Raw genomic sequence first — 17,972 nt, 5'->3', positions numbered from 1 at the left:
TATTCGGATTTTCGACGGTTTTTTGTGAAGAATGGTGTATTTTTTCCAACAAAATATGGGCGCGCCCTGTGGGAAAGGCGCGCCGGAATGAATATGTGCGTTCTTATTCGGGTGAAGATGCCTGTTCCTGAAGATAGTGTTCCAGATTATCGATGTAGGATTGGATTTTTTTGGCGTCTTTCGATTTCGGATCGACGGCGAGAGCATCCTTGAGGCATTGGAGAGACTTAGGTATGTTTGCTACCATGGCATAGTTGGTGTGCTGGTGGAGCAGCGCTTTTTGCCTGACGGCCGGAAGCAGGTCGGTTCTGTTCAGGAATTGGTCGGTCAGGTCGATGCAGGTTTGCATTTTCTTTTCACGATAGGCCGTTCTGCATTCGTCCAGCAATTTTTCGTATTCGCTCCTTTGTTGTTTGCCGATCCGGGCACGGTCTGCTGTGCCTTTGTAACCGAGGGTGTTTTGGGGATCAAGCCGTTCGATTTCCTGCAGGACGTCCGGATAGAAGGGGTGGAAGGTCGGATCGACGGTTTGCAGGGCTCTGTGGAGCGCCTGAAGTTTTTCCGCATTGCCGGAGGCGTGGGCGGCTTCGTCGAATGCCTTGTTGCGGGCCGTTTTGATGGCCTGCGCCTGGTCGAGGCGTTGGAGGTAGGCTTCGACGTTTTGGGCGCTTCCCGGTATGGCGGCATAGGGGCGGCCTTGTTCATCGAGCAGAAGGACGGTCGGGAAGCTCGTGATGTCGTAGAGGGATCTGATGTCTTCGTTGTAAGCTGCCTGCTGTTCGGGAAGTTTGATTTTACGCGGGAAATCGATCAGTACGCAGATGTAGTTTGTGCGTGCGCGGTCTCGGAAAGCCATGGTCGCCTGAACGGTGTTTTTCAGATGAATGCATCCCGGGCACCAGTCCGTTCCCGTGAATTCGAGGTAGATGTCCTTATGATCCTTTTGAGCCCGGGCGATGGCTTTTTCCAGATTGGTGTGCCATGTCAACGATTCGGCCGTGCTCAACGGAGGGTCGATGCGGACGGCTTTTTGCTGTTCTGGTTCCGCCATGCAGGGCAGAACGGCGAGCAGGAGAGCGGTAGGGAGAAAAGATGCGGCATTCATGCTGAATCCCATTAAAGTATGCCGGATGCGGGAAGTCAATGTGAAAGTGAATGCACGGATGTTCCGGATGGTCTGTCATACGGCCGCCATTTGCCTCTCGACATGAATCGGCGAAGGGGGTACCATGGCGAATAGAGGCCTGCGCCGTTTGATCCAGCTTGTAGGCCTGAACATAAAATAAATACCATCGCACCATGAAACAATCGCATGTATACGGATTGATCGTCTCGGGGTTGATGCTGCCTTCCTTTGCAGCCGCCGGAGATGTGGAAATGACGCCCAGCAAGGTAGCCCTGTTCAAGAACGGCTACGGTTACCTGACGCTGGAAGGGAAGACGGGAGCCGACGCTTCCATGAATCTGGTGAATTTGCCCGTGCCTTCGTTCGGGACGTTCTGGCTGGATGTCGAAGCTCCCGCCCAACTCAAGCGGCTGGTGAGCCGGAAGGCGACGCGGAAGGTGCCGATTGAACAATACACGATGGAAGAGCTGGTCAGGGCAAATACGGGTGCAGCCGTGTGGGTGGTGTGGGCCGGAGGTTCCGAGGACGGTGTGATTGTTGCCTCCGCACCGAAGCAGGGCAAGGAGAATCCCCGCCTGATCGGCAATGTGAATGATGCTTCGGTTCCGGGGATGATGAATGAAGGTATGCTTGTTTATCCTCCCGGTCGCCCGGGCAGTTCTGCATCGAACGTGATTCTGCTGAAGACGCAGGATGGCAGGACGGTTTCCGTACCCTTGGAGAAGGTGCAGCAGATCGAGTTTCTGAGTCCTCCGACGCTTCCGACACGGGACGAAGATGTGCCGACGGTTTCTCTGGAGTTGGCTGCTCCACAAAGCGGCAGGACGATCAGGGCGAACTGTATTGCAGGCGGCGTGTCGTGGGTGCCGGAATACCGGGTCGATCTGGGCGATGCGGGCAAAGCGGTGTTGACGGCACGTGCGACGGTCATCAATGAGTTGATGGATTTCAACGGTGTGGATCTGGATTTGATTACCGGATTCCCCAATCTGAAGTATGCGGGGGTGCCTTCGCCGATTGCCATGAGGCAGAATCTGAATGCGTTTTTCCAATCTCTTTACAATGTTGAGAACGGCTATATGGGCGACCGGGTACCGATGGCCGCCATGCAGCTGGGGAACGGTTTAATGACGGGTGGCCTTCGATCCGGTACCGGAGCCACCAGCTCGGATTCTATCGACCGGTTGCTCGCTTCCGGTACACCAGCCTCCGTGACGCAGGCGGAAGATCTGTTCTTTTATCCTGTCAAGAATTTCACCTGCAAGTATAACGAGACGGTGACGACGACGCTTTTTTCGGGCGAAGTATCGTATTCCCATGTGTACACGTGGGATATTCCGGACCAGAACGTTGCTCGCTCCTACAATCGCAGTAATGCGGGCGATGACGGCGAGCAGGACGTCTGGCATTGCATCCGCCTGAAGAATGGTTTCAAGCTGCCGCTGACGACGGGTATCGTCGAGTTTACGTCGAACGGCTACATTTCCGGTCAGGGAATGATCCAGTTCACGGCTCCGGGGCAGGATGCCACCGTGAAGATCAACAAGAGCCTGGAGATGCTTGTCAAGCAATCGGAGAATGTGCTTGAAACCACTCCCCTGCCGAAATCGAACGACAAGAAGCTGCTGGTGGAGGGTACGCTCCAGATGAAGAACCTGTCGGACAAACCGATGGAAATGGAGATTACAAAGCAGATTATCGGAGAACCCAAGGAAGCATCGGATGGCGGCGAGTTCCGCCAGCGGCCCGACCGTTTCCTCGGAGGTCAGAATACGGCGGGAACCTTTGTCTGGAAGATTCAGGTGCCTCCCGGTGCAACGAAGTCCGTGACGTACCGGTATACGTTCATCGATTGATTTCCGGGCCATGCCCGGCAAGGCGGAAGGCGCATCCCTGCCATGGGATGCGCCTTCTTCCTTGAAGTTGCCATTATACCTGCTTGCCGCGCCATTTCGTCAGCTGCAGGAAGCCGAAGCAGAGGACGAACATGGTGAGGTAGTAAACGTATTCCGTCGTCCAGCACATGGCGAGGCTGGCCTTGCCGTTTACGAGCCAGATGAGGTACCCGGAATAGACGGCGAGGGTAGCCATTTCCATGAAGAAGGCGGCTTTGGCATTCCCTGTGCCGGAGACGCAGTTGTAGACGGTGTGCGAGAGCATCGAGAGGAGGGAGGCGCTCGCCATGATGTAGAGAGGGGCGATGCCCGCTTCGATCAGGTGGCTGCTGTGTTCCTTCATGAACAAGGCGAAGACGGTTTCCGGGAAGAGGAAGATGAGCAGCAGCAACGGGATGAGGACGACGTAGCCGAGTTTGATCGTCTTCCAGCACGTATGCCGGATCTGGTGGCCCGCTCCCGCTCCGATCTGGTTGCTGACCAGTGATTCCACTGTGGCTCCGAATGCGCCGATGACGACGTAGGAGAGCGATGCGACGTTGCGTACGACGTTGCTGATGGCGAGAGCGTCTTCACCCATCTGTTCGATGGAGATGAAGAAGATGAACCAGACGGAGACGGCGAGGAAGTATTGCACCATCGTCCAGACGGACAGGTTCATGATTCTTCGGAGTACGCGGGGTCGGAAGGTGAAGGCATGGGTGAAGCCGTACTTCCTGAGGTTGACCGTTTTCTTCGTGTACATGATGAAGAAGAGCAGGGAGATCAGCTCGGCGATGGAGGTGCCCAGCGCCGCCCCGGCGATGCCCATTTTGGGCAGCCCGAAGTTGCCGAAGATGAGGCCGTAGTTCAGGACGACGTTCGAGAGTACCATGATGAGCGAATTGACGGTGAGGATGCGCGTTTTAGTGATGCCGACGAAGAACGCCCTGAACATCAGAGCCGTGAAGGCGAAGAAGAAGCCGTAGATGCGCCAGTCCAGATAGGCCAGCGTGGCATCGTAGATCGCATCGGAGGTGATGGCGGAGCGCAGGATGGTGGGGGCCAGGCATTTGGAAAGGACGAATAGTGCGGCAGCCAGTGCGAGCATGAAGTAGCAGCTCTGCACGAGTACGGAGCCGATGCGGTACTGGCGGCCTTCGCCGTTGCGCCGGGCGATGATGATTTGCGCGCCGATGCTGAAGCCGAAGGCGATCATCAGGAAGGCCAGAAAGTACACGCCCGCCAGAGCGGAGGCTCCGATTTCGACCTTGCCGACGTGGCCGAGGAAGATGGTATCCGTGATGCCGAGCGCATGCTCCATCAGCAGGCTGAAGAGTAGCGGAAAGGCCATGACGGCTATTTTTTTGTAAGTGATCGTTTCCATGACGAGAATATGTTGTGTGCGGTTGTGCGCAGTGCATGGCTCCGCGCAGGTGGATCGTGCGTGTGTCCGGAGTCGGAGGAGAATCCCGGTGCCACGCGCAGGGTGATGCCTTTGCCCATGAGGTGCCGGAAACGGCGGCAACCCATGCGTATGAACTCGAATCGTCCGCTGTTTCGGTTTCGTGCTTCCCTGCAGCCAATCGGGAAGATTCCGGCGGGAACATCCGCACCATGCATGCGGAAGGCAAGTTCCGCCGGGAAACCGATCGCCGGGCCGGAGGGTGATGCAGCCGCATCACCGGATTGTCCGCAGGCGGTCAGCGGTCGAGGTCAATGCAATTTCATGGCGGAGACACTAGGGAAACGTTTTTCTGTTGTCAAGCCGTTCCTGTTGTGGGGCCGTGTCATACACGGAGGCGCAAAGTGAGTCCTGTCGGCGGACACTCCGGAGGAATGAACGGAAAAACGCTTGCATTGGCAGCGATCGGGCGTAGAATCTCCGCCTCCTTTCCCGCAGCGGTTCGCCGGGTCGGTTTTCCATGTATTCTTCCGTCATCAAAGGCCATGCGGCCATGGCAGCAGCAGCCGTCATGTGGGGCTTCATGCCTCCGGTCTGCAAGCTGGTGGTGCAGGGCGGCGAGGTTTCCGCCCTGTCTCTGGCCGCCATGCGCATCGGCGGTGCATGCGTACTGTTCTGGCTGGTCTCACTGTTGACGAAACGCGAACGCGTGAGGCGCGAGGATTTGAAGTGGCTGTTTCTGGCGGCTTTGTGCGGGGTGGTGTTGAACCAGGGCATGTTTACCTGCGGCATGGGGTTGACCTCTCCCGCCGATGCCGCCATTATGGCGACGACGGCTCCGATCGTGACCATGATCATGTCCGCCATGTATTTGAAGGAGCGTGTGACGGGGAGAAAAGTGGCGGGGATCATGTCCAGCGCATCCGGGGCGCTGCTGCTGGTGCTGGGGAGTGCGCAGGCTTCTTCCTCGGGCAATGTATGGGGGGATCTGCTGTGTCTGGCGTCGCAGGTGAGCGTTTCGTTCTATTTCGTGTTTTTCAAAGGGCTGATTTCCCGGTATTCGCCCGTGACGCTGATGAAGTGGATGTTCCTGTTCGCCGCTTTGTGCAGCCTGCCGCCGATGGCAGGGGAGCTGGCAGCCATTCCGTTCGGTGAACTGGGTTGGGAGTGTCTGGCAGGCATCGGCTATGTGGTGGGGTGTGCGACGTTCGTCTGCTATCTGCTGATGCCGATTGCCCAGCGAGCCTTGCGGCCGACGGCGGTTTGCATGTACAATTATGTGCAGCCCGTGATTGCGACGCTGGCCGGGGTGGCATGGGGGCTGGAGGCGTTCGGATGGTGGAAGGCTGCGGCGGTATCGTTGATTTTTGCCGGGGTATCCCTGGTCGTAAAGGGCAATGCCCGGGGAAGGGTAACTGCATCTTTGCGGGCGGACAAGGCCGGAAGCGTGCGGCGGAGCATGCGCCTTGCGTATGTGCGCCGCCTGCGCGCGCTTCGGCGCATGGCTCGGGGCTTGTGGTCGCGATAGCCATGCCGGGATTGTGGTTGCAAGGAGGTGGACAGTATGCTATAAGGTTTCCAAGTTATGTGGGATTCTTGGAACTGGCAGGAGATGGCGAGCGCATTCGTGATGCTCTTTGCCGTGATCGATATTATCGGCAATATGCCGGTCATCGTCTCGTTGAAGGAAAAGGGCAAGTCCGTGGAAGCGGGCAAGGTGGCACTGTCCGCCTTCGCGCTGATGCTGGGGTTCTTTTATGCGGGGGATATGATTCTGCGCCTGTTTCATGTGGATATTGCGTCGTTCGCCGTGGCCGGGGCTTTCGTACTGTTTTTCGTGGCGCTTGAGATGCTGCTCGATGTGGAGATTTTCAAGGGGCAGGATCATCATCATACGACGCTTGTTCCTGTGGTGTTTCCCCTGCTGGCGGGTGCCGGCTCCTTTACGGCGCTGCTTTCCCTCCGGGCGGAATATGCCGATATCAATATTGTAGCAGCTCTGATTTTGAATATGGTGCTGGTGTATGCCGCCATTCGCGGCACGGGGCTGATCTCCCGCATCATGGGCAAGACAGGCATTTACATGTCCCGCAAGTTCTTCGGCATCATCGTGCTGGCGATTGCGGTGAAGCTCTTCGCCTCGAACATCACCCAGCTTCTGGGGCGTTGATGCGTGCATGAACATGCCATGGGGCGTTCTGCATGGGTGCGTCCGCTTTCTGTGTTCAGGAAGTATCGACCGGATGTTCTTTCGAGAGATTCCTTGAAAAAGATGCGTTAAAATGGCAAAGTGCAGTTACATAAACTCCAACAATTTACAATGGGTTAATGCTATTCCGGTGATGATGTCTTTTTTGGGATACTGCTTCCTTGCAATCGGTGCTGGATATATCTTTTCCAATCAAGCATCAAAAATTGCTATTTACTCCAGCTGTATAACTGATTACTATTATCAAATGAAAGCACAAAAATTTATTGTGTGCATTTTACTGTTGTTTTTCAATATATTGCATGCCGGACAAGTACCAACAGCCGAATGGAAAAGGGAAACCATTTATGCAACGCGCTGCGACGGCCTGAAGTATTCTCTGCCACTCGGAGTTCACGACAGCGCTCATGTCTACGAAATTGAAACGCTGACACCGGCAGGCGAGACTTCATCCACTCAAGTTTTGACGAAAAATTTTCCTGTCTGGTTTTCCTCCGAAGACGAAGTCTTGTCTCATGTACCAGCTGCCGTGCGCCGTATCGTTCAATTGGGGCAGGATTCCGGTTCGAATCAAGAGGCTTTTCGTCAATACAGATCGCTCCTTGATTCTTTCACGTTTTCCAATACTCAATGGCGGATGCGAACACCTGTGATTCTTACGGATGCTGGAATACCTTTTGTCATTGTTCCTCAAAAAATGCCGGAAGAGTCTCTCCATGTACGACACCCGGAATGGGAAAAGCTGTCTCTCGTCGTTTGTGCTCGTCATGCCCATGATGGGCAGCTTCCGTTGGTTGTAAAAATCGAACGCAATCCGCATCAGGAATATATTCTATGCCTCATGTCACTGTCCACCGGACAGCTGCGCGAAGTGTGCCCGCTTGCCCATGCTCCATGTTCGATTAGGTTTTGGAAGGATGGGAATATTCTGTTGCTCTATAAAAGCATTCCGAGAATGCACTTTGCAACGGGATGGAGTGTGATTGCTCCCCAATCTGGGCAAATCATTGCCTCGGATCACTATCTGGAAGGACAAAAACACGCCCCCTTCATCGTCGATTATTGCATTGGCAATCACATTCTTTACGGAATTTCCGATAAAAATACGGTTATCCGGATTTATCCAGAACCATGATGGGTGTGTGAAGCCCAAGCGCCTGTGGTTGGTGAATGGCCTTTTACTGGGGTCATCCGTGTGATCGGGCATCTTCCAGACCAAATGTAAACATTGCTCTTTACTCCGTCTTTCTAATCGAATATCGTTTTTGTATGAAGGTGCTATTTGCCGGTTTTGTCGCAATGTTTTTTGTCGGAATCAGTTTCGCCGCTGAACGTTTGTCACCGGAAGGTGCTGAAGCGATTCCTGCCCATATAGAAAAGATGTGTGCCCAGGCGGAAGATATTGTTATCGTCGCTGTCTATAAATATGTTTACAGAGATCAGAAGGTTGTTTCCTATGCACGCGTCACGGAAAATATGAAGGGAGATATACCGGTCGAATCACTTGTTTATTGGGTATCAAATGCAGCGGGCCAAAAAGATCACATTACGTATGTTGATGCGTATCCTCTTATTCTTTGTCTTGGCGCGAAACAGAAAGAGATGATAGCTCCTCCTTATGCTGCTTCACTTGTTTGCAAGACGTCCCACAAAAAAATGGATCAAGGACACGTCTTGAAATTACCTGATGGATTTGAAAACGCCGCCTTTTATGCGGGAATTTACCGCCTTTCGCCAACTCCGATCGCTTTCCCTAAAACCGAGAGCGATGCAGGGAAAGCGATACAGGAGTTTTACGAGAAAAAAAGGCATGCATCATGTGTGAAGTAAAAAGCATTCATCATATGCATGTCTTGATGATGTTTACGGAAGTTTGGGTGTTGCAGAAGATTCCCAAGCCGGGCGGTTCAATATTCAGATATTGATTGTGTCAAAATCGTTGTGGAAGTCGCTATCCCGGAGTCCGTTTTGCGCTGCTTCCATGCCTACATGCCCGGCATTCGAATAATAGGCACCGTACAGATATATGTTTCCTATTCAAATTCGGAACGAAAAAACGGGCGAGGGATTGTTGGTGTCCCTCGCCCGTTTGCGTCGGCACGGCACCGGGTTGGCGCGGCAGCTGCCGGAAATTCCCAATGGCAAGAGGTTTCCTGAGCTGCCGCGACAGTCGATTCAACTGTGGATTTCCCTGCGGGAGACTTCTTCGTCTTCCCGGGTCATTTCGCCGAGGATACGGCGGTATTCCATCGGGAAGACTTTGACGAAGTTCGGCAGGGCGTTGTCCCAGTCGGAGAGGATGCTGCGGGCCCGTTCGGAGCCGGTGAGGTCGGCGTGGGTTTCGATGAGGGCGCGCAGCCTTGCGATGTCCGCCGGGTGTTCGACGGGGTCGAGGTCGATGGTGTCGAGGTTGCAGCGGAGGTCGAAGAGGTGGTCGGGATCCCAGACGTAGGCGTAGCCGCCGCTCATGCCCGCTCCGAAGTTGACTCCGGTGGGGCCGAGTACGACGACGCAGCCGCCCGTCATGTATTCGCAGCAGTGGTCGCCCGCACCTTCGATGACGGCATCGGCCCCGGAGTTGCGGACGGCGAAGCGTTCGCCGACCTGTCCCCGGATGTACGCCTTGCCGGAGGTGGCTCCGTAGAGGAGGACGTTGCCCGCGATGATGTTTTCACAGGGCGGGTAGGGGGAGTTGTCGAAAGGGTTGACGACGATGGTTCCGCCCGAGAGTCCCTTGCCGAGGTAGTCGTTGGCTTGTCCGGTGAGGACGAGTTTGACGCCGTGGGCGAGGAAGGCTCCGAAGGATTGCCCGGCGGTTCCACGGAGGTTGAGCGTGATGGTGCCTTCCGGAAGTCCGGCGTGGCCGTACTGGCGCGCGATGTAGTAGGAGAGGCGCGTGCCGACGGCGCGGTCGGTGTTGGCTACGGTGAAGGTGGCTTCCATGGGGCGCAGGTGTTTCATGCTGGGGGAGCAGAAGGGCAGGAAGCGTTCGTCGTAGGGGCGGATGTCCGCATGGATGCCGGGCCGGGCATGCACGGGCAGCGGTTCGGGGCGCAGGATGGCGGAGAAGTCGAGGTTCCGCGTTTTCCAGTAGTCCACGGCGTGTTCGATGTGCAGGAGGTCGGTGCGCCCGATGGCTTCGTCGAGAGTTCGAAGGCCGAGCGCGGCGAGGTATTCGCGGGTTTCTCGGGCGACAAAGCGGAGGAAGGTTTCGATGTTTTCCGGCGTGCCCTTGAAGCGTTTGCGGAGTTCGGAATCCTGCGTGGCGATGCCGACAGGGCAGCTGTTTTTATGGCAGACGCGGGCCATGATGCAGCCGAGGGCGATGAGGACGGATGTGGCGAAGCCGTATTCTTCCGCGCCGAGGAGGGCGGCAGTGACGACGTCTCGCCCTGTTTTGAGCTGGCCGTCCGCCTGAAGGCGGATTTTGTCGCGCAGGTTGTTTTTGACGAGGGTTTGGTGGGTTTCGGCGACGCCGAGTTCCCAGGGCATGCCCGCGTGTTTGATGGAGGTGAGGGGGGAGGCTCCCGTGCCGCCGTCATGCCCGGAGACGAGTACCATGTCCGCTCCGCCTTTGGCGACGCCCGCCGCAACGGTGCCGACGCCGACTTCGGAGACGAGTTTGACGGAGACTCGGGCTTCCGGGTTGGCGTTGCGGAGGTCGAAGATGAGTTCCGCGAGGTCTTCGATGGAGTAGATGTCGTGATGGGGCGGCGGAGAGATGAGGGAGACTCCGGGTGTGGCGTGGCGCACGCGGGCGATTTCTGCGTTGACTTTCGGACCGGGGAGCTGGCCGCCCTCTCCGGGTTTGGCTCCCTGTGCTACCTTGATTTGCAGTTCCTTGGCATGGGCGAGGTATTCCGCCGTGACTCCGAAGCGGCCGGAGGCGATCTGCTTGATGCCGGAGCAGCGGGAGTCGCCGTTGGGTTCGGCGATGTAGCGGGCGGGGTCTTCGCCGCCTTCGCCGGAGTTGGAGAGGCCGCCGAGGCGGTTCATGGCGATGGCGATGCTTTCGTGGGCTTCGCGGGAGATGGAGCCGTAGGACATGGCTCCGGTGACGAAGCGGCGGACGATGTTGTCTTCGCTTTCGACTTCGTCGAGGGGGATGGCGTGCGTTTCGTCGAAGCCGAAGAGTCCGCGCAGGGTGCAGAGGGTTTCTTCGGATTCGTTGACCATGGAGGAGAAGACTTTGAATTGGGCGTAGTCGCGGTTGCGGAGCGATTTCTGGAACTGGGCGATGGTGCGCGAGGTCCAGATGTGTTTTTCTCCGCCTTTGGCGTATTTGTAGTTGCCGGAGTTTTCGAGGGTGTGTTCTCCTGCGGTGCGGTCGATTTCCTTTTGACGGTCGAAGCGCATGGCGGCTTCGCGGGCGATGTCGTCCAGGCCGATGCCGCCGATGCGTGTGGCGGTGCCGGGGAAGTAGGTTTGTACGACGTTTCTGCCGAGGCCGATGGCCTCGAAGACCTGGGCGCCCCGGTAGCTGCGGAGGGTGGAGATGCCCATTTTGCTCATGGTTTTGAGCAGCCCCTGGTCGATGGCTTGCAGGTAGTTTTCGAGGGCTTTCGTTTCGGAGAGTTCGTCGCCGAGTGCGCCTTTGCGACCGCAGTGGGTGATTGTTTCGAAGGCGAGCCAGGGGCAGACGGCGGTGGCTCCGTAACCGAGGAGGAGGGCAAAGTGCATGATTTCACGCGCTTCGCCGGTGTCTGCGATGACTCCCGTGGAGGTGCGGAGGCCGAGTTTGGCGAGGTGGGCGTTGACTGTGGCGACGGCGAGCAGCGAGGGGATGGGCGCTTCTGTGGCTTCAAGGTTCCGGTCGCTGAGGATGAGGATGCGGAAGCCCTGATGGACGGCGCGTTCGGCCTGTTTGCCGAGTTCGGCAAGGGCTTCGGCGAGGCCGTGTTCCCTGGTGGGAGAGAAGCCGAGGTTCAGCGTGGCGGAGCGGTAGTCCGGTTCCTTGCATTCCTTGAGGCGTTCGAGGTCGCAGGTGGTGAGGATGGGGCGTTCAAGCCGGATGATGCGGGCCATCTGAGGCGTTTCCTCAAGGATGTTGGCAGGGTTGCCGATGTAGGTGGTGAGGGACATGACGAGTTCTTCGCGGATGGGGTCGATGGGCGGGTTGGTGACCTGTGCGAAGAGCTGTTTGAAGTAGTTGAAGAGGAGCTGCGGCCGCTCGGAGAGGATGGCGAGGGCGGCATCGTTGCCCATGGAGGCGACGGGGTCGTGCCCGGTTTTCGCCATGGGGAGGAGGAGGGTGTCGATTTCGTCCTGCGTGTAGGCGAAGAGCGTTTGCCGGGAGAGGAGGGTGGCGGAGTCGACATCGGGCGCGGTGATGGAGTCGAAGAAGCCGTGGATGCGGATGCGGTTTTCATCGCACCAGCGGCGGTAGGGCTTGCTGCGGGCGATGCGCGTTTTGATTTCGGCATCGTAGGAGATGCGCCCGGTGGCGAAGTCGATCCAGAGCATCTGGCCGGGGCGGAGGCAGCCGCGCTTGACGATGGTGGAGGGTTCGTGATCCACGACTCCGGCTTCGCTGGCGAGGACGAGGAGGCCGTCCTGCGTGAGTTCGTAGCGGGCGGGGCGCAGGCCGTTGCGGTCCACGAGGGCGCCGGCTCCCATCCCATCGGTGAAGCAGACGGCGGCGGGGCCGTCCCACGGTTCCATGATGCCGGAGTGGTAGTCGAAGAAGCCGCGTACGTCTTCGCCCATGAAGTGTTTGCGTCCCCATGCCTGGGGGATGAGCATCATCATGGCGTGCGGGAGGCTGCGTCCGGCGGTGACGAGGAGTTCGAGGGCATTGTCGAGGCTGGCGGAGTCGCTTTGTCCGGGGCGGATGACGGGGAGTATTTTGCGGATGTCGTCGCCGAAGAGGGGAGAGGCGAGGCTGCCTTGCCGGGCGGCCATCTGGTTGAGGTTGCCGCGCAGGGTGTTGACTTCGCCGTTGTGGGCGATGTAGCGGAAGGGGTGGGCCAGCGGCCACGAGGGGAAGGTGTTGGTGGAGTACCGCTGGTGGACGATGGCGACGGCGGAGCGGAAGCGCGGGTCGGTGAGGTCTTCGTAGAATCTTGGAAGCTGCGGGGCTTTCAGCAGTCCTTTGTAGACGACGGTGCGGCTTGAGAGGCTGGAGATGTAGAAACGGTCGCCGAGGCCGGGGATGGCTTTTTCCACGGCATTTTCGATGCTGCGGCGGAGGATGTAGAGGCGGCGTTCGAGTGCGTCGCCTTCAAGGGCGGTTTCGTCCTGTGAGGGGGCGAGGAAGCATTGCTCGATGGCTGGCGCAGTGAGGCGTGCCTGTTCGCCGATGCTGGAGAGTTCGACGGGGACTTTGCGCCACCCGAGGATGAGGAAGCCTTCCGTTTCCGCCGTGGCGGCGACGATGGCGCGGCAGGCGTCGCGTTCCTGTTCCTGCTGCGGAAGGAAGAGGGAGGCGAGGGCGTAGCGTCCGGGGGCCGGCAGGTGGATTTCCGGGCAGGTTTCGGTGAAGAATTCGTGGGGGATTTGCATCAGGATGCCTGCGCCGTCGCCCGTTTCCGGGTCGCTGCCGGCAGCTCCGCGGTGCAGGAGGCGTTCGAGCACGGTGATGCCTTTGAGGACGATGTCGTGCGAGGGGCGGCCTTTCGTGTCTACGACCATGCCGACGCCGCAGGCATCGTGTTCGTATTCAGGGCTGTAAAGGCCGTCAGGCTGGGGATAATAGGTGCTTGTGTTCACTGTGTTCGGGAAAGGTTGTCTGGTGGTTGTCTATCTGTTGGGCGATGAAAAAGCCGTCCGACGCGTTGGCATCGGACGGCTGAATGAGCTTTTCTCAGGCGATGCCTGCCTGATCAGATGAAGAGAAGCTGGTCGTAGTTCGGTACGGGCCACAGGTTGTCGGCCGTTGCCTTTTCAAGGGCGTCGATCACCTTGCGGGCATCTTCGAGAGCCGTTTTGATGTCTTCGCTGGTCTTGGTGCGGGAGGCGCGGAGGTTGTCGAGGAGGCCGGGGAGCTGGTCGTACAGCGCACCTACCTTGTTGGCGGTGGAGACAGCTGCTTCGAGGCCTGCCGAGATGCCGCTGGCCTTGATGGCCGTGATGGTTTCGGCAAGCTGTTTCATCTGTTTGGTGACGGCCGGGAGGTAGAGCGTTTCGATCATGTCGATGGCGGTCTTGGCCTCGATGGCGATTTCCTTCACGTAGATTTCTTCCTGCACTTCGCGGCGGGCGTGGATTTCGGCTTCATTCATCACGCCGTACTTGGTGAAGAGGGCGAGTGTTTTGGCGGAGTCGAGTACCTTGAGGGCTTCCGTGGTGGTGCGAATGTGCGGCAGGCCGCGGCGTTCCGCTTCTTCGATCCAGGCGTCGTTGTATCCGTCTCCGTTGAAGATGACGCGGTCGTGCTTGACGATGATGTCCTGCAGGAGTTTCTGAAGCGTTTTCTGGAACTCGGGCTTTCCGGCGACGGGTTCGAGGATGCTGGCGATGCGGTCGAGGGATTCGGCCACGATGGTGTTCAGTACGGTCATCGGCCAGGCGCAGGTCTGCGAGGAGCCGACGGCGCGGAATTCGAACTTGTTGCCGGTGAAGGCGAAGGGCGAGGTGCGGTTGCGGTCGGAGGTGTCCTTCGGCAGGTCGGGCAGGGTATCGACCCCTACGTTCATGGTTCCGCTGGCCTTGGAGGAGGTGGCTCCACCCTGCTTGATCTGCTGGATGATTTCTTCGAGCTGTTCTCCGAGGAAGATGGAGATGATGGCGGGCGGCGCTTCGTTGGCTCCGAGGCGGTGGTCGTTGCCGTATTTGGAGATGGAGGCGCGGAGCAGGTCGGCGTGCAGGTCGATGGCTTCGATGACGGCGGCGAGGAAGGTCAGGAAGATGGCGTTTTCATGCGGGTTCTTGCCCGGGTTGAAGATGCTGCCGAGGCCGTCCGCACTGAGAGACCAGTTGTTGTGTTTGCCGGAACCGTTGATGCCCGCGAAGGGTTTTTCATGCAGCAGGCAGACGAGGCCGTGCTTGGCTGCTTCCTTGCGGAGGACTTCCATGATGAGCATGTTGTGGTCTACGGCAACGTTGAGCTGTTCGTAGTTCGGTGCGATTTCGAACTGGCCGGGAGCCACTTCGTTGTGGCGCGTTTTGGCCGGGATGCCGAGGCGCCACAGGGCGTGGTCCACTGCGGTCATGTATTCGAGGACGCGGTCCTTGATGCAGCCGAAGTAGTGGTCTTCCATCTGCTGGTGTTTCGGCGGGACATTGCCGAACAGGGTGCGGCCGCACATGATGAGGTCGGGGCGGTTTTTGTACAGTTCCTTGTCTACGAGGAAGTATTCCTGTTCCGCTCCGAGGTTGGAGACGACTTCGAGTTCCGGGCGGCCGAAGCAGGCGAGGACGCGCGATGCCTGCCGGGAGACGGCGCACATGGAGCGCAGAAGCGGTGTTTTCTTGTCGAGGGCTTCTCCGGTGTAGGAGCAGAAGGCGGTCGGGATGCAGAGGGTGGCGCTGTTGGGCGTGCGCTTGATGAAGGCCGGGCTGGTGGGGTCCCATGCGGTGTAGCCGCGGGCTTCGAAGGTGGCGCGGAGGCCGCCGGAGGGGAAGGAGGAGGCATCCGGCTCGCCCTGGACGAGGTTCTTGCCCGTGAATTCGAGGATGAGGTTGCCTTCGGCATCGGGTTCGAGGAAGGCGTCATGCTTTTCCGCTGTAGAACCGTTCAACGGCTGGAACCAGTGTGCATAGTGCGTGGCGCCATGATCCACGGCCCACTGTTTCATGGCCTGGGCGATTTCATTGGCGATGCTGGGGTCGAGCTTGTGGCCCTTGCGCATGGTTTCCATGAACTTCTTGTACACACCTTTCGAGAGGTAGCTACGCATGATCTTGATGCTGAAAACATCGCATGCGTATTGCTCGTCGAGCATCTGCGTGATGGAGTTCGTGACGTGTCTTTTCGATTCTGAGTGGTGCATGGTGGGAATGTGTTGTGTGAGACGCTTGTTTTATAGCAAATGGCGTGCCAACTTTTTTAATTATTTGTTAAAATGTTGATAATGTAGTGGATGAAAAGTTTATCGGAAATGAATGTGAAAGTGATGAGATGACAATTTTGTCATATTTGAAAATTCGTCCGGTTTAGATGTTACATTTTTGTGCGACAAATTTGTCATTCAGGTGGAAGGTTTTTCTGATTGTCCGGTGGACGATGTATATTCAACTCACTGGCGACGGAAGGGTGGAGCCAGCCGGAAGGAAAGGGGCTGGACGAGGTAAGGCTTTGCCGGATGGCGCTGGAAGAGGCCGGGTGGTGGCCGTCGATGAAGAGGGCTTCCACGCCGGGGCGAGGCCGCGGAGCCGTGCCCCGGTGGTGGACGATGAAGGTGACCATGGAGGCGATGTATTGCCAGCGGCCCCATTGCTCAAGTTCTTCCCACTGGTCGGTACCCATGAGCCAGTAGAGGTCGTGGCCGGGATGAAGTTCGCGCCAGCGTTCGATCAGCCGCCAGCTCCAGGAAGGCCGTGGCATGTGGAGGTCGAGCGTGTCGATGCGCGCCCAGGGGCAGTCTTTCAGCGCTTTTTCAAGGCAGTCGATTCTCTGGCTGTCGGAGAGGAAGGGGCTCGTTTCCTTCAGCGGAGACTGGGCGCAGGGAAGGAAGACGATTTCGTCGAGTCCGCAGGTTTCATAAGCCCTCCGTGCGATGGCGATGTGGCCTTCATGTACGGGATCGAAGGATCCTCCGAACAGGCATGTTTTCATCGCGGGAAGGTCATGGCGGTCGCCGGTTGGTGTGTTGCCGGGTGGGTTACATGCCTTCGGTTCCCTTGTAGGGGAGGAAGCCGCCTACGGGTACGCGTACTTGCTTGGTTTCGGGGTTCAAGCGGCGGAAGCGCTTGATGAAAGGTTCGAGCTCCCCGTAGTTTCTCTTGGTTTTGGGGATTCCCTGCTGGCCGCAGTTGACATCGATATTGAAGTGCAGCTCGGCATGAAGATGGGCGGGATAGCGGCCTTCTGCCGTGCCGATGGTGCCGACCTTGTCGCCGCGCCGGACGATCTGTCCGAGTTTGACGCTGATTTCGTCGAGGTGGGCGTAGAGCGTCTGGCAGCAAAGTACCTTGCCGCTTTTCGGTTCGCGGAAGGCATGGCGGACGATGACGACCTTGCCCCATGCGCCGCGGGGATCGTCCGCATAGGTGACGACTCCGGTGCCGATGGTGTAAACGGGGTCGCCGAGGTCGGAATCCCGTCCTCCGGCTCCGTTCCAGTCCTCTCCCAGATGCCGGGGGGAGGCGAGGCGCAGGCCGCGCGATTTATAGTAGCCGTCGCCGTTCGGCTTGCCGACCGGGTAATCGAATCCGTCGCAAAGGGGCACGACGGCGAATTTGCCGTCTTTCGTCTTGGGAGCCATTTCGACGCCCTGCGCCGTCATCACGATCGACGACGTCAGGCAGCACACTGCCAGCCCCATCATGAAACGGGAGAAAAAGTTCACGAGCGCATACTACCAGAATCCTGCGCTTTTTCAACTGTTTTTTCCGTTCGAAGAGAGGTTCTTCCGGTCGGACGGAGACGTGTCCGCTTTTCCGCAAAAAACCGTTCTTTCGTCAAGGTCAGGGAAGGACGTTGACGCGCGACCCGACCGTCAGCTTGTTAAAGAGAATTTTGCAGGCTTCAACGGGGATGCGAACGCAGCCGTGGGAATTCGAATCGCGGTACACGGCGCCTTCATGCAAGCCGACCGGGCCGTTGATGCGCATCCAGTAGGGCATGGAAGCGGGGATGTAGCGTCCGCCCGGTGGGATTTTTGAGGAAGGGGTGGCGTCCGCGTTGACGGTGTCGTCCTTATGGTCCACGACGTAGCCGTAGGAGCTGGAGTGGTGGTCGCGGTCCTTTTCCTGAATGCGGAAGGAGCCGAGCGGGGTTTCGTGGCCGGCCTTGCCGGTGCAGGCGGGGAAATCCAAAGCTATTTCATCGTTGACGTACAGGCGGCCGCGCTGTACGCCCACCAGGATATCGACGCGCGAATTTTTTCCGTTGGCGGCGGCGAGGCGGTCGTCGTTGCTCCACATATCCCGGGTGAAGCGGTAATCCGGGCTGTTGATGAAATTGGTATGTGTAAACGGTCTGGTTGCGTTTTCATTCCGCTTGGCCGCAGTGATGGGGCGGGCCGCATTCTGGCACGAAGGGGCAAGGATGGCAAAAACCGTGCAGGCCAGCAAGACTGCAATATTGCGTTTGTATAATTTCATGACCGTCAAAGGAAAAGTGTGGAATCGCCTGATTTCCGGGCGCATGGTAGCAGGTTTTTTTCGTTTTGACAAGGATATAGAGAAGTCCTTCCTCGGTGTTTTCCGGCGTCGTTGCCGCAGGGCGCAGGCAATGCCTTTTTCGCCTTCCGGTGC

13 protein-coding genes are annotated in these 17,972 nt (G+C 57.9%); 6 read left to right on the top strand and 7 right to left on the bottom strand.

Annotated elements, in window-relative coordinates; all coding sequences use genetic code 11:
* Positions 1–103: 103 nt before the first annotated feature.
* Positions 104–1,105, bottom strand: coding sequence for a thioredoxin family protein (locus AC781_RS00940; protein WP_172801728.1), 1,002 nt, complete (start codon positions 1,103–1,105; stop codon positions 104–106).
* A gap of 194 nt (positions 1,106–1,299) precedes the next feature.
* On the opposite strand from AC781_RS00940, the gene AC781_RS00935 reads away from it, so the two are divergent.
* A complete protein-coding gene (locus tag AC781_RS00935; RefSeq protein WP_067772038.1) occupies positions 1,300–2,982 on the top strand; it encodes a DUF4139 domain-containing protein in 1,683 nt (560 codons plus the stop codon).
* 73 nt (positions 2,983–3,055) lie between these two features.
* On the opposite strand, the gene AC781_RS00930 is transcribed toward AC781_RS00935, so the two are convergent.
* Positions 3,056–4,387 carry an MATE family efflux transporter gene (locus AC781_RS00930; protein ID WP_067772034.1) on the bottom strand — a complete coding sequence of 444 codons (1,332 nt, stop codon included), beginning with the start codon at positions 4,385–4,387 and terminating at the stop codon, positions 3,056–3,058.
* A gap of 35 nt (positions 4,388–4,422) precedes the next feature.
* On the opposite strand from AC781_RS00930, the gene AC781_RS00925 reads away from it, so the two are divergent.
* The 5 genes from AC781_RS00925 to AC781_RS00905 all read left to right on the top strand — a co-directional run bounded on the left by AC781_RS00925 (position 4,423) and on the right by AC781_RS00905 (position 8,444).
* On the top strand, positions 4,423–4,671 hold the full coding sequence (locus AC781_RS00925) for a hypothetical protein (protein WP_067772030.1): 249 nt from the start codon (positions 4,423–4,425) through the stop codon (positions 4,669–4,671).
* A gap of 254 nt (positions 4,672–4,925) precedes the next feature.
* Complete coding sequence (locus AC781_RS00920) at positions 4,926–5,933, top strand: DMT family transporter (RefSeq protein ID WP_067772027.1); 1,008 nt, start codon at positions 4,926–4,928, stop codon at positions 5,931–5,933.
* 57 nt (positions 5,934–5,990) lie between these two features.
* Complete coding sequence (locus AC781_RS00915; RefSeq protein WP_067772025.1) at positions 5,991–6,575, top strand: MarC family protein; 585 nt, start codon at positions 5,991–5,993, stop codon at positions 6,573–6,575.
* Positions 6,576–6,687: 112 nt separating this feature from the next.
* Positions 6,688–7,749 carry a hypothetical protein gene (locus AC781_RS13545; RefSeq protein WP_141675660.1) on the top strand — a complete coding sequence of 354 codons (1,062 nt, stop codon included), beginning with the start codon at positions 6,688–6,690 and terminating at the stop codon, positions 7,747–7,749.
* A gap of 134 nt (positions 7,750–7,883) precedes the next feature.
* Entirely contained in the window at positions 7,884–8,444 is a 561-nt protein-coding gene (locus AC781_RS00905; RefSeq protein WP_067772018.1) for a hypothetical protein, read from the top strand.
* 345 nt (positions 8,445–8,789) lie between these two features.
* Here the strand turns inward: AC781_RS00905 and gltB are convergent, their stop codons facing one another.
* The 5 genes from gltB to AC781_RS00880 form a co-directional block, all read right to left on the bottom strand.
* The gene (gene gltB / locus AC781_RS00900; RefSeq protein ID WP_067772017.1) at positions 8,790–13,322 is read right to left on the bottom strand and encodes a glutamate synthase large subunit; all 4,533 of its coding nucleotides are present in this window, start codon (positions 13,320–13,322) and stop codon (positions 8,790–8,792) included.
* A 113-nt stretch (positions 13,323–13,435) separates the two neighbouring features.
* Positions 13,436–15,544, bottom strand: coding sequence for a glutamine synthetase III family protein (locus tag AC781_RS00895; RefSeq protein ID WP_067772015.1), 2,109 nt, complete (start codon positions 15,542–15,544; stop codon positions 13,436–13,438).
* Between the two features lie 194 nt (positions 15,545–15,738).
* Complete coding sequence (nadD, locus tag AC781_RS00890; protein ID WP_067772013.1) at positions 15,739–16,329, bottom strand: nicotinate (nicotinamide) nucleotide adenylyltransferase; 591 nt, start codon at positions 16,327–16,329, stop codon at positions 15,739–15,741.
* A 46-nt stretch (positions 16,330–16,375) separates the two neighbouring features.
* Positions 16,376–17,062: a M23 family metallopeptidase gene (locus AC781_RS00885; protein ID WP_083076335.1), complete on the bottom strand. Its 687-nt coding sequence runs from the start codon at positions 17,060–17,062 to the stop codon at positions 16,376–16,378.
* Positions 17,063–17,180: 118 nt separating this feature from the next.
* Complete coding sequence (locus tag AC781_RS00880) at positions 17,181–17,819, bottom strand: L,D-transpeptidase (RefSeq protein WP_067772010.1); 639 nt, start codon at positions 17,817–17,819, stop codon at positions 17,181–17,183.
* Positions 17,820–17,972 lie beyond the last annotated feature (153 nt).

The organism is Neoakkermansia glycaniphila (genome assembly GCF_001683795.1).
Classification (GTDB): Bacteria; Verrucomicrobiota; Verrucomicrobiia; order Verrucomicrobiales; family Akkermansiaceae; genus Akkermansia; species Akkermansia glycaniphila.
Note: the sequence above shows the minus strand (reverse complement) of the source record. Positions and strands in the feature narration are given on the sequence as shown.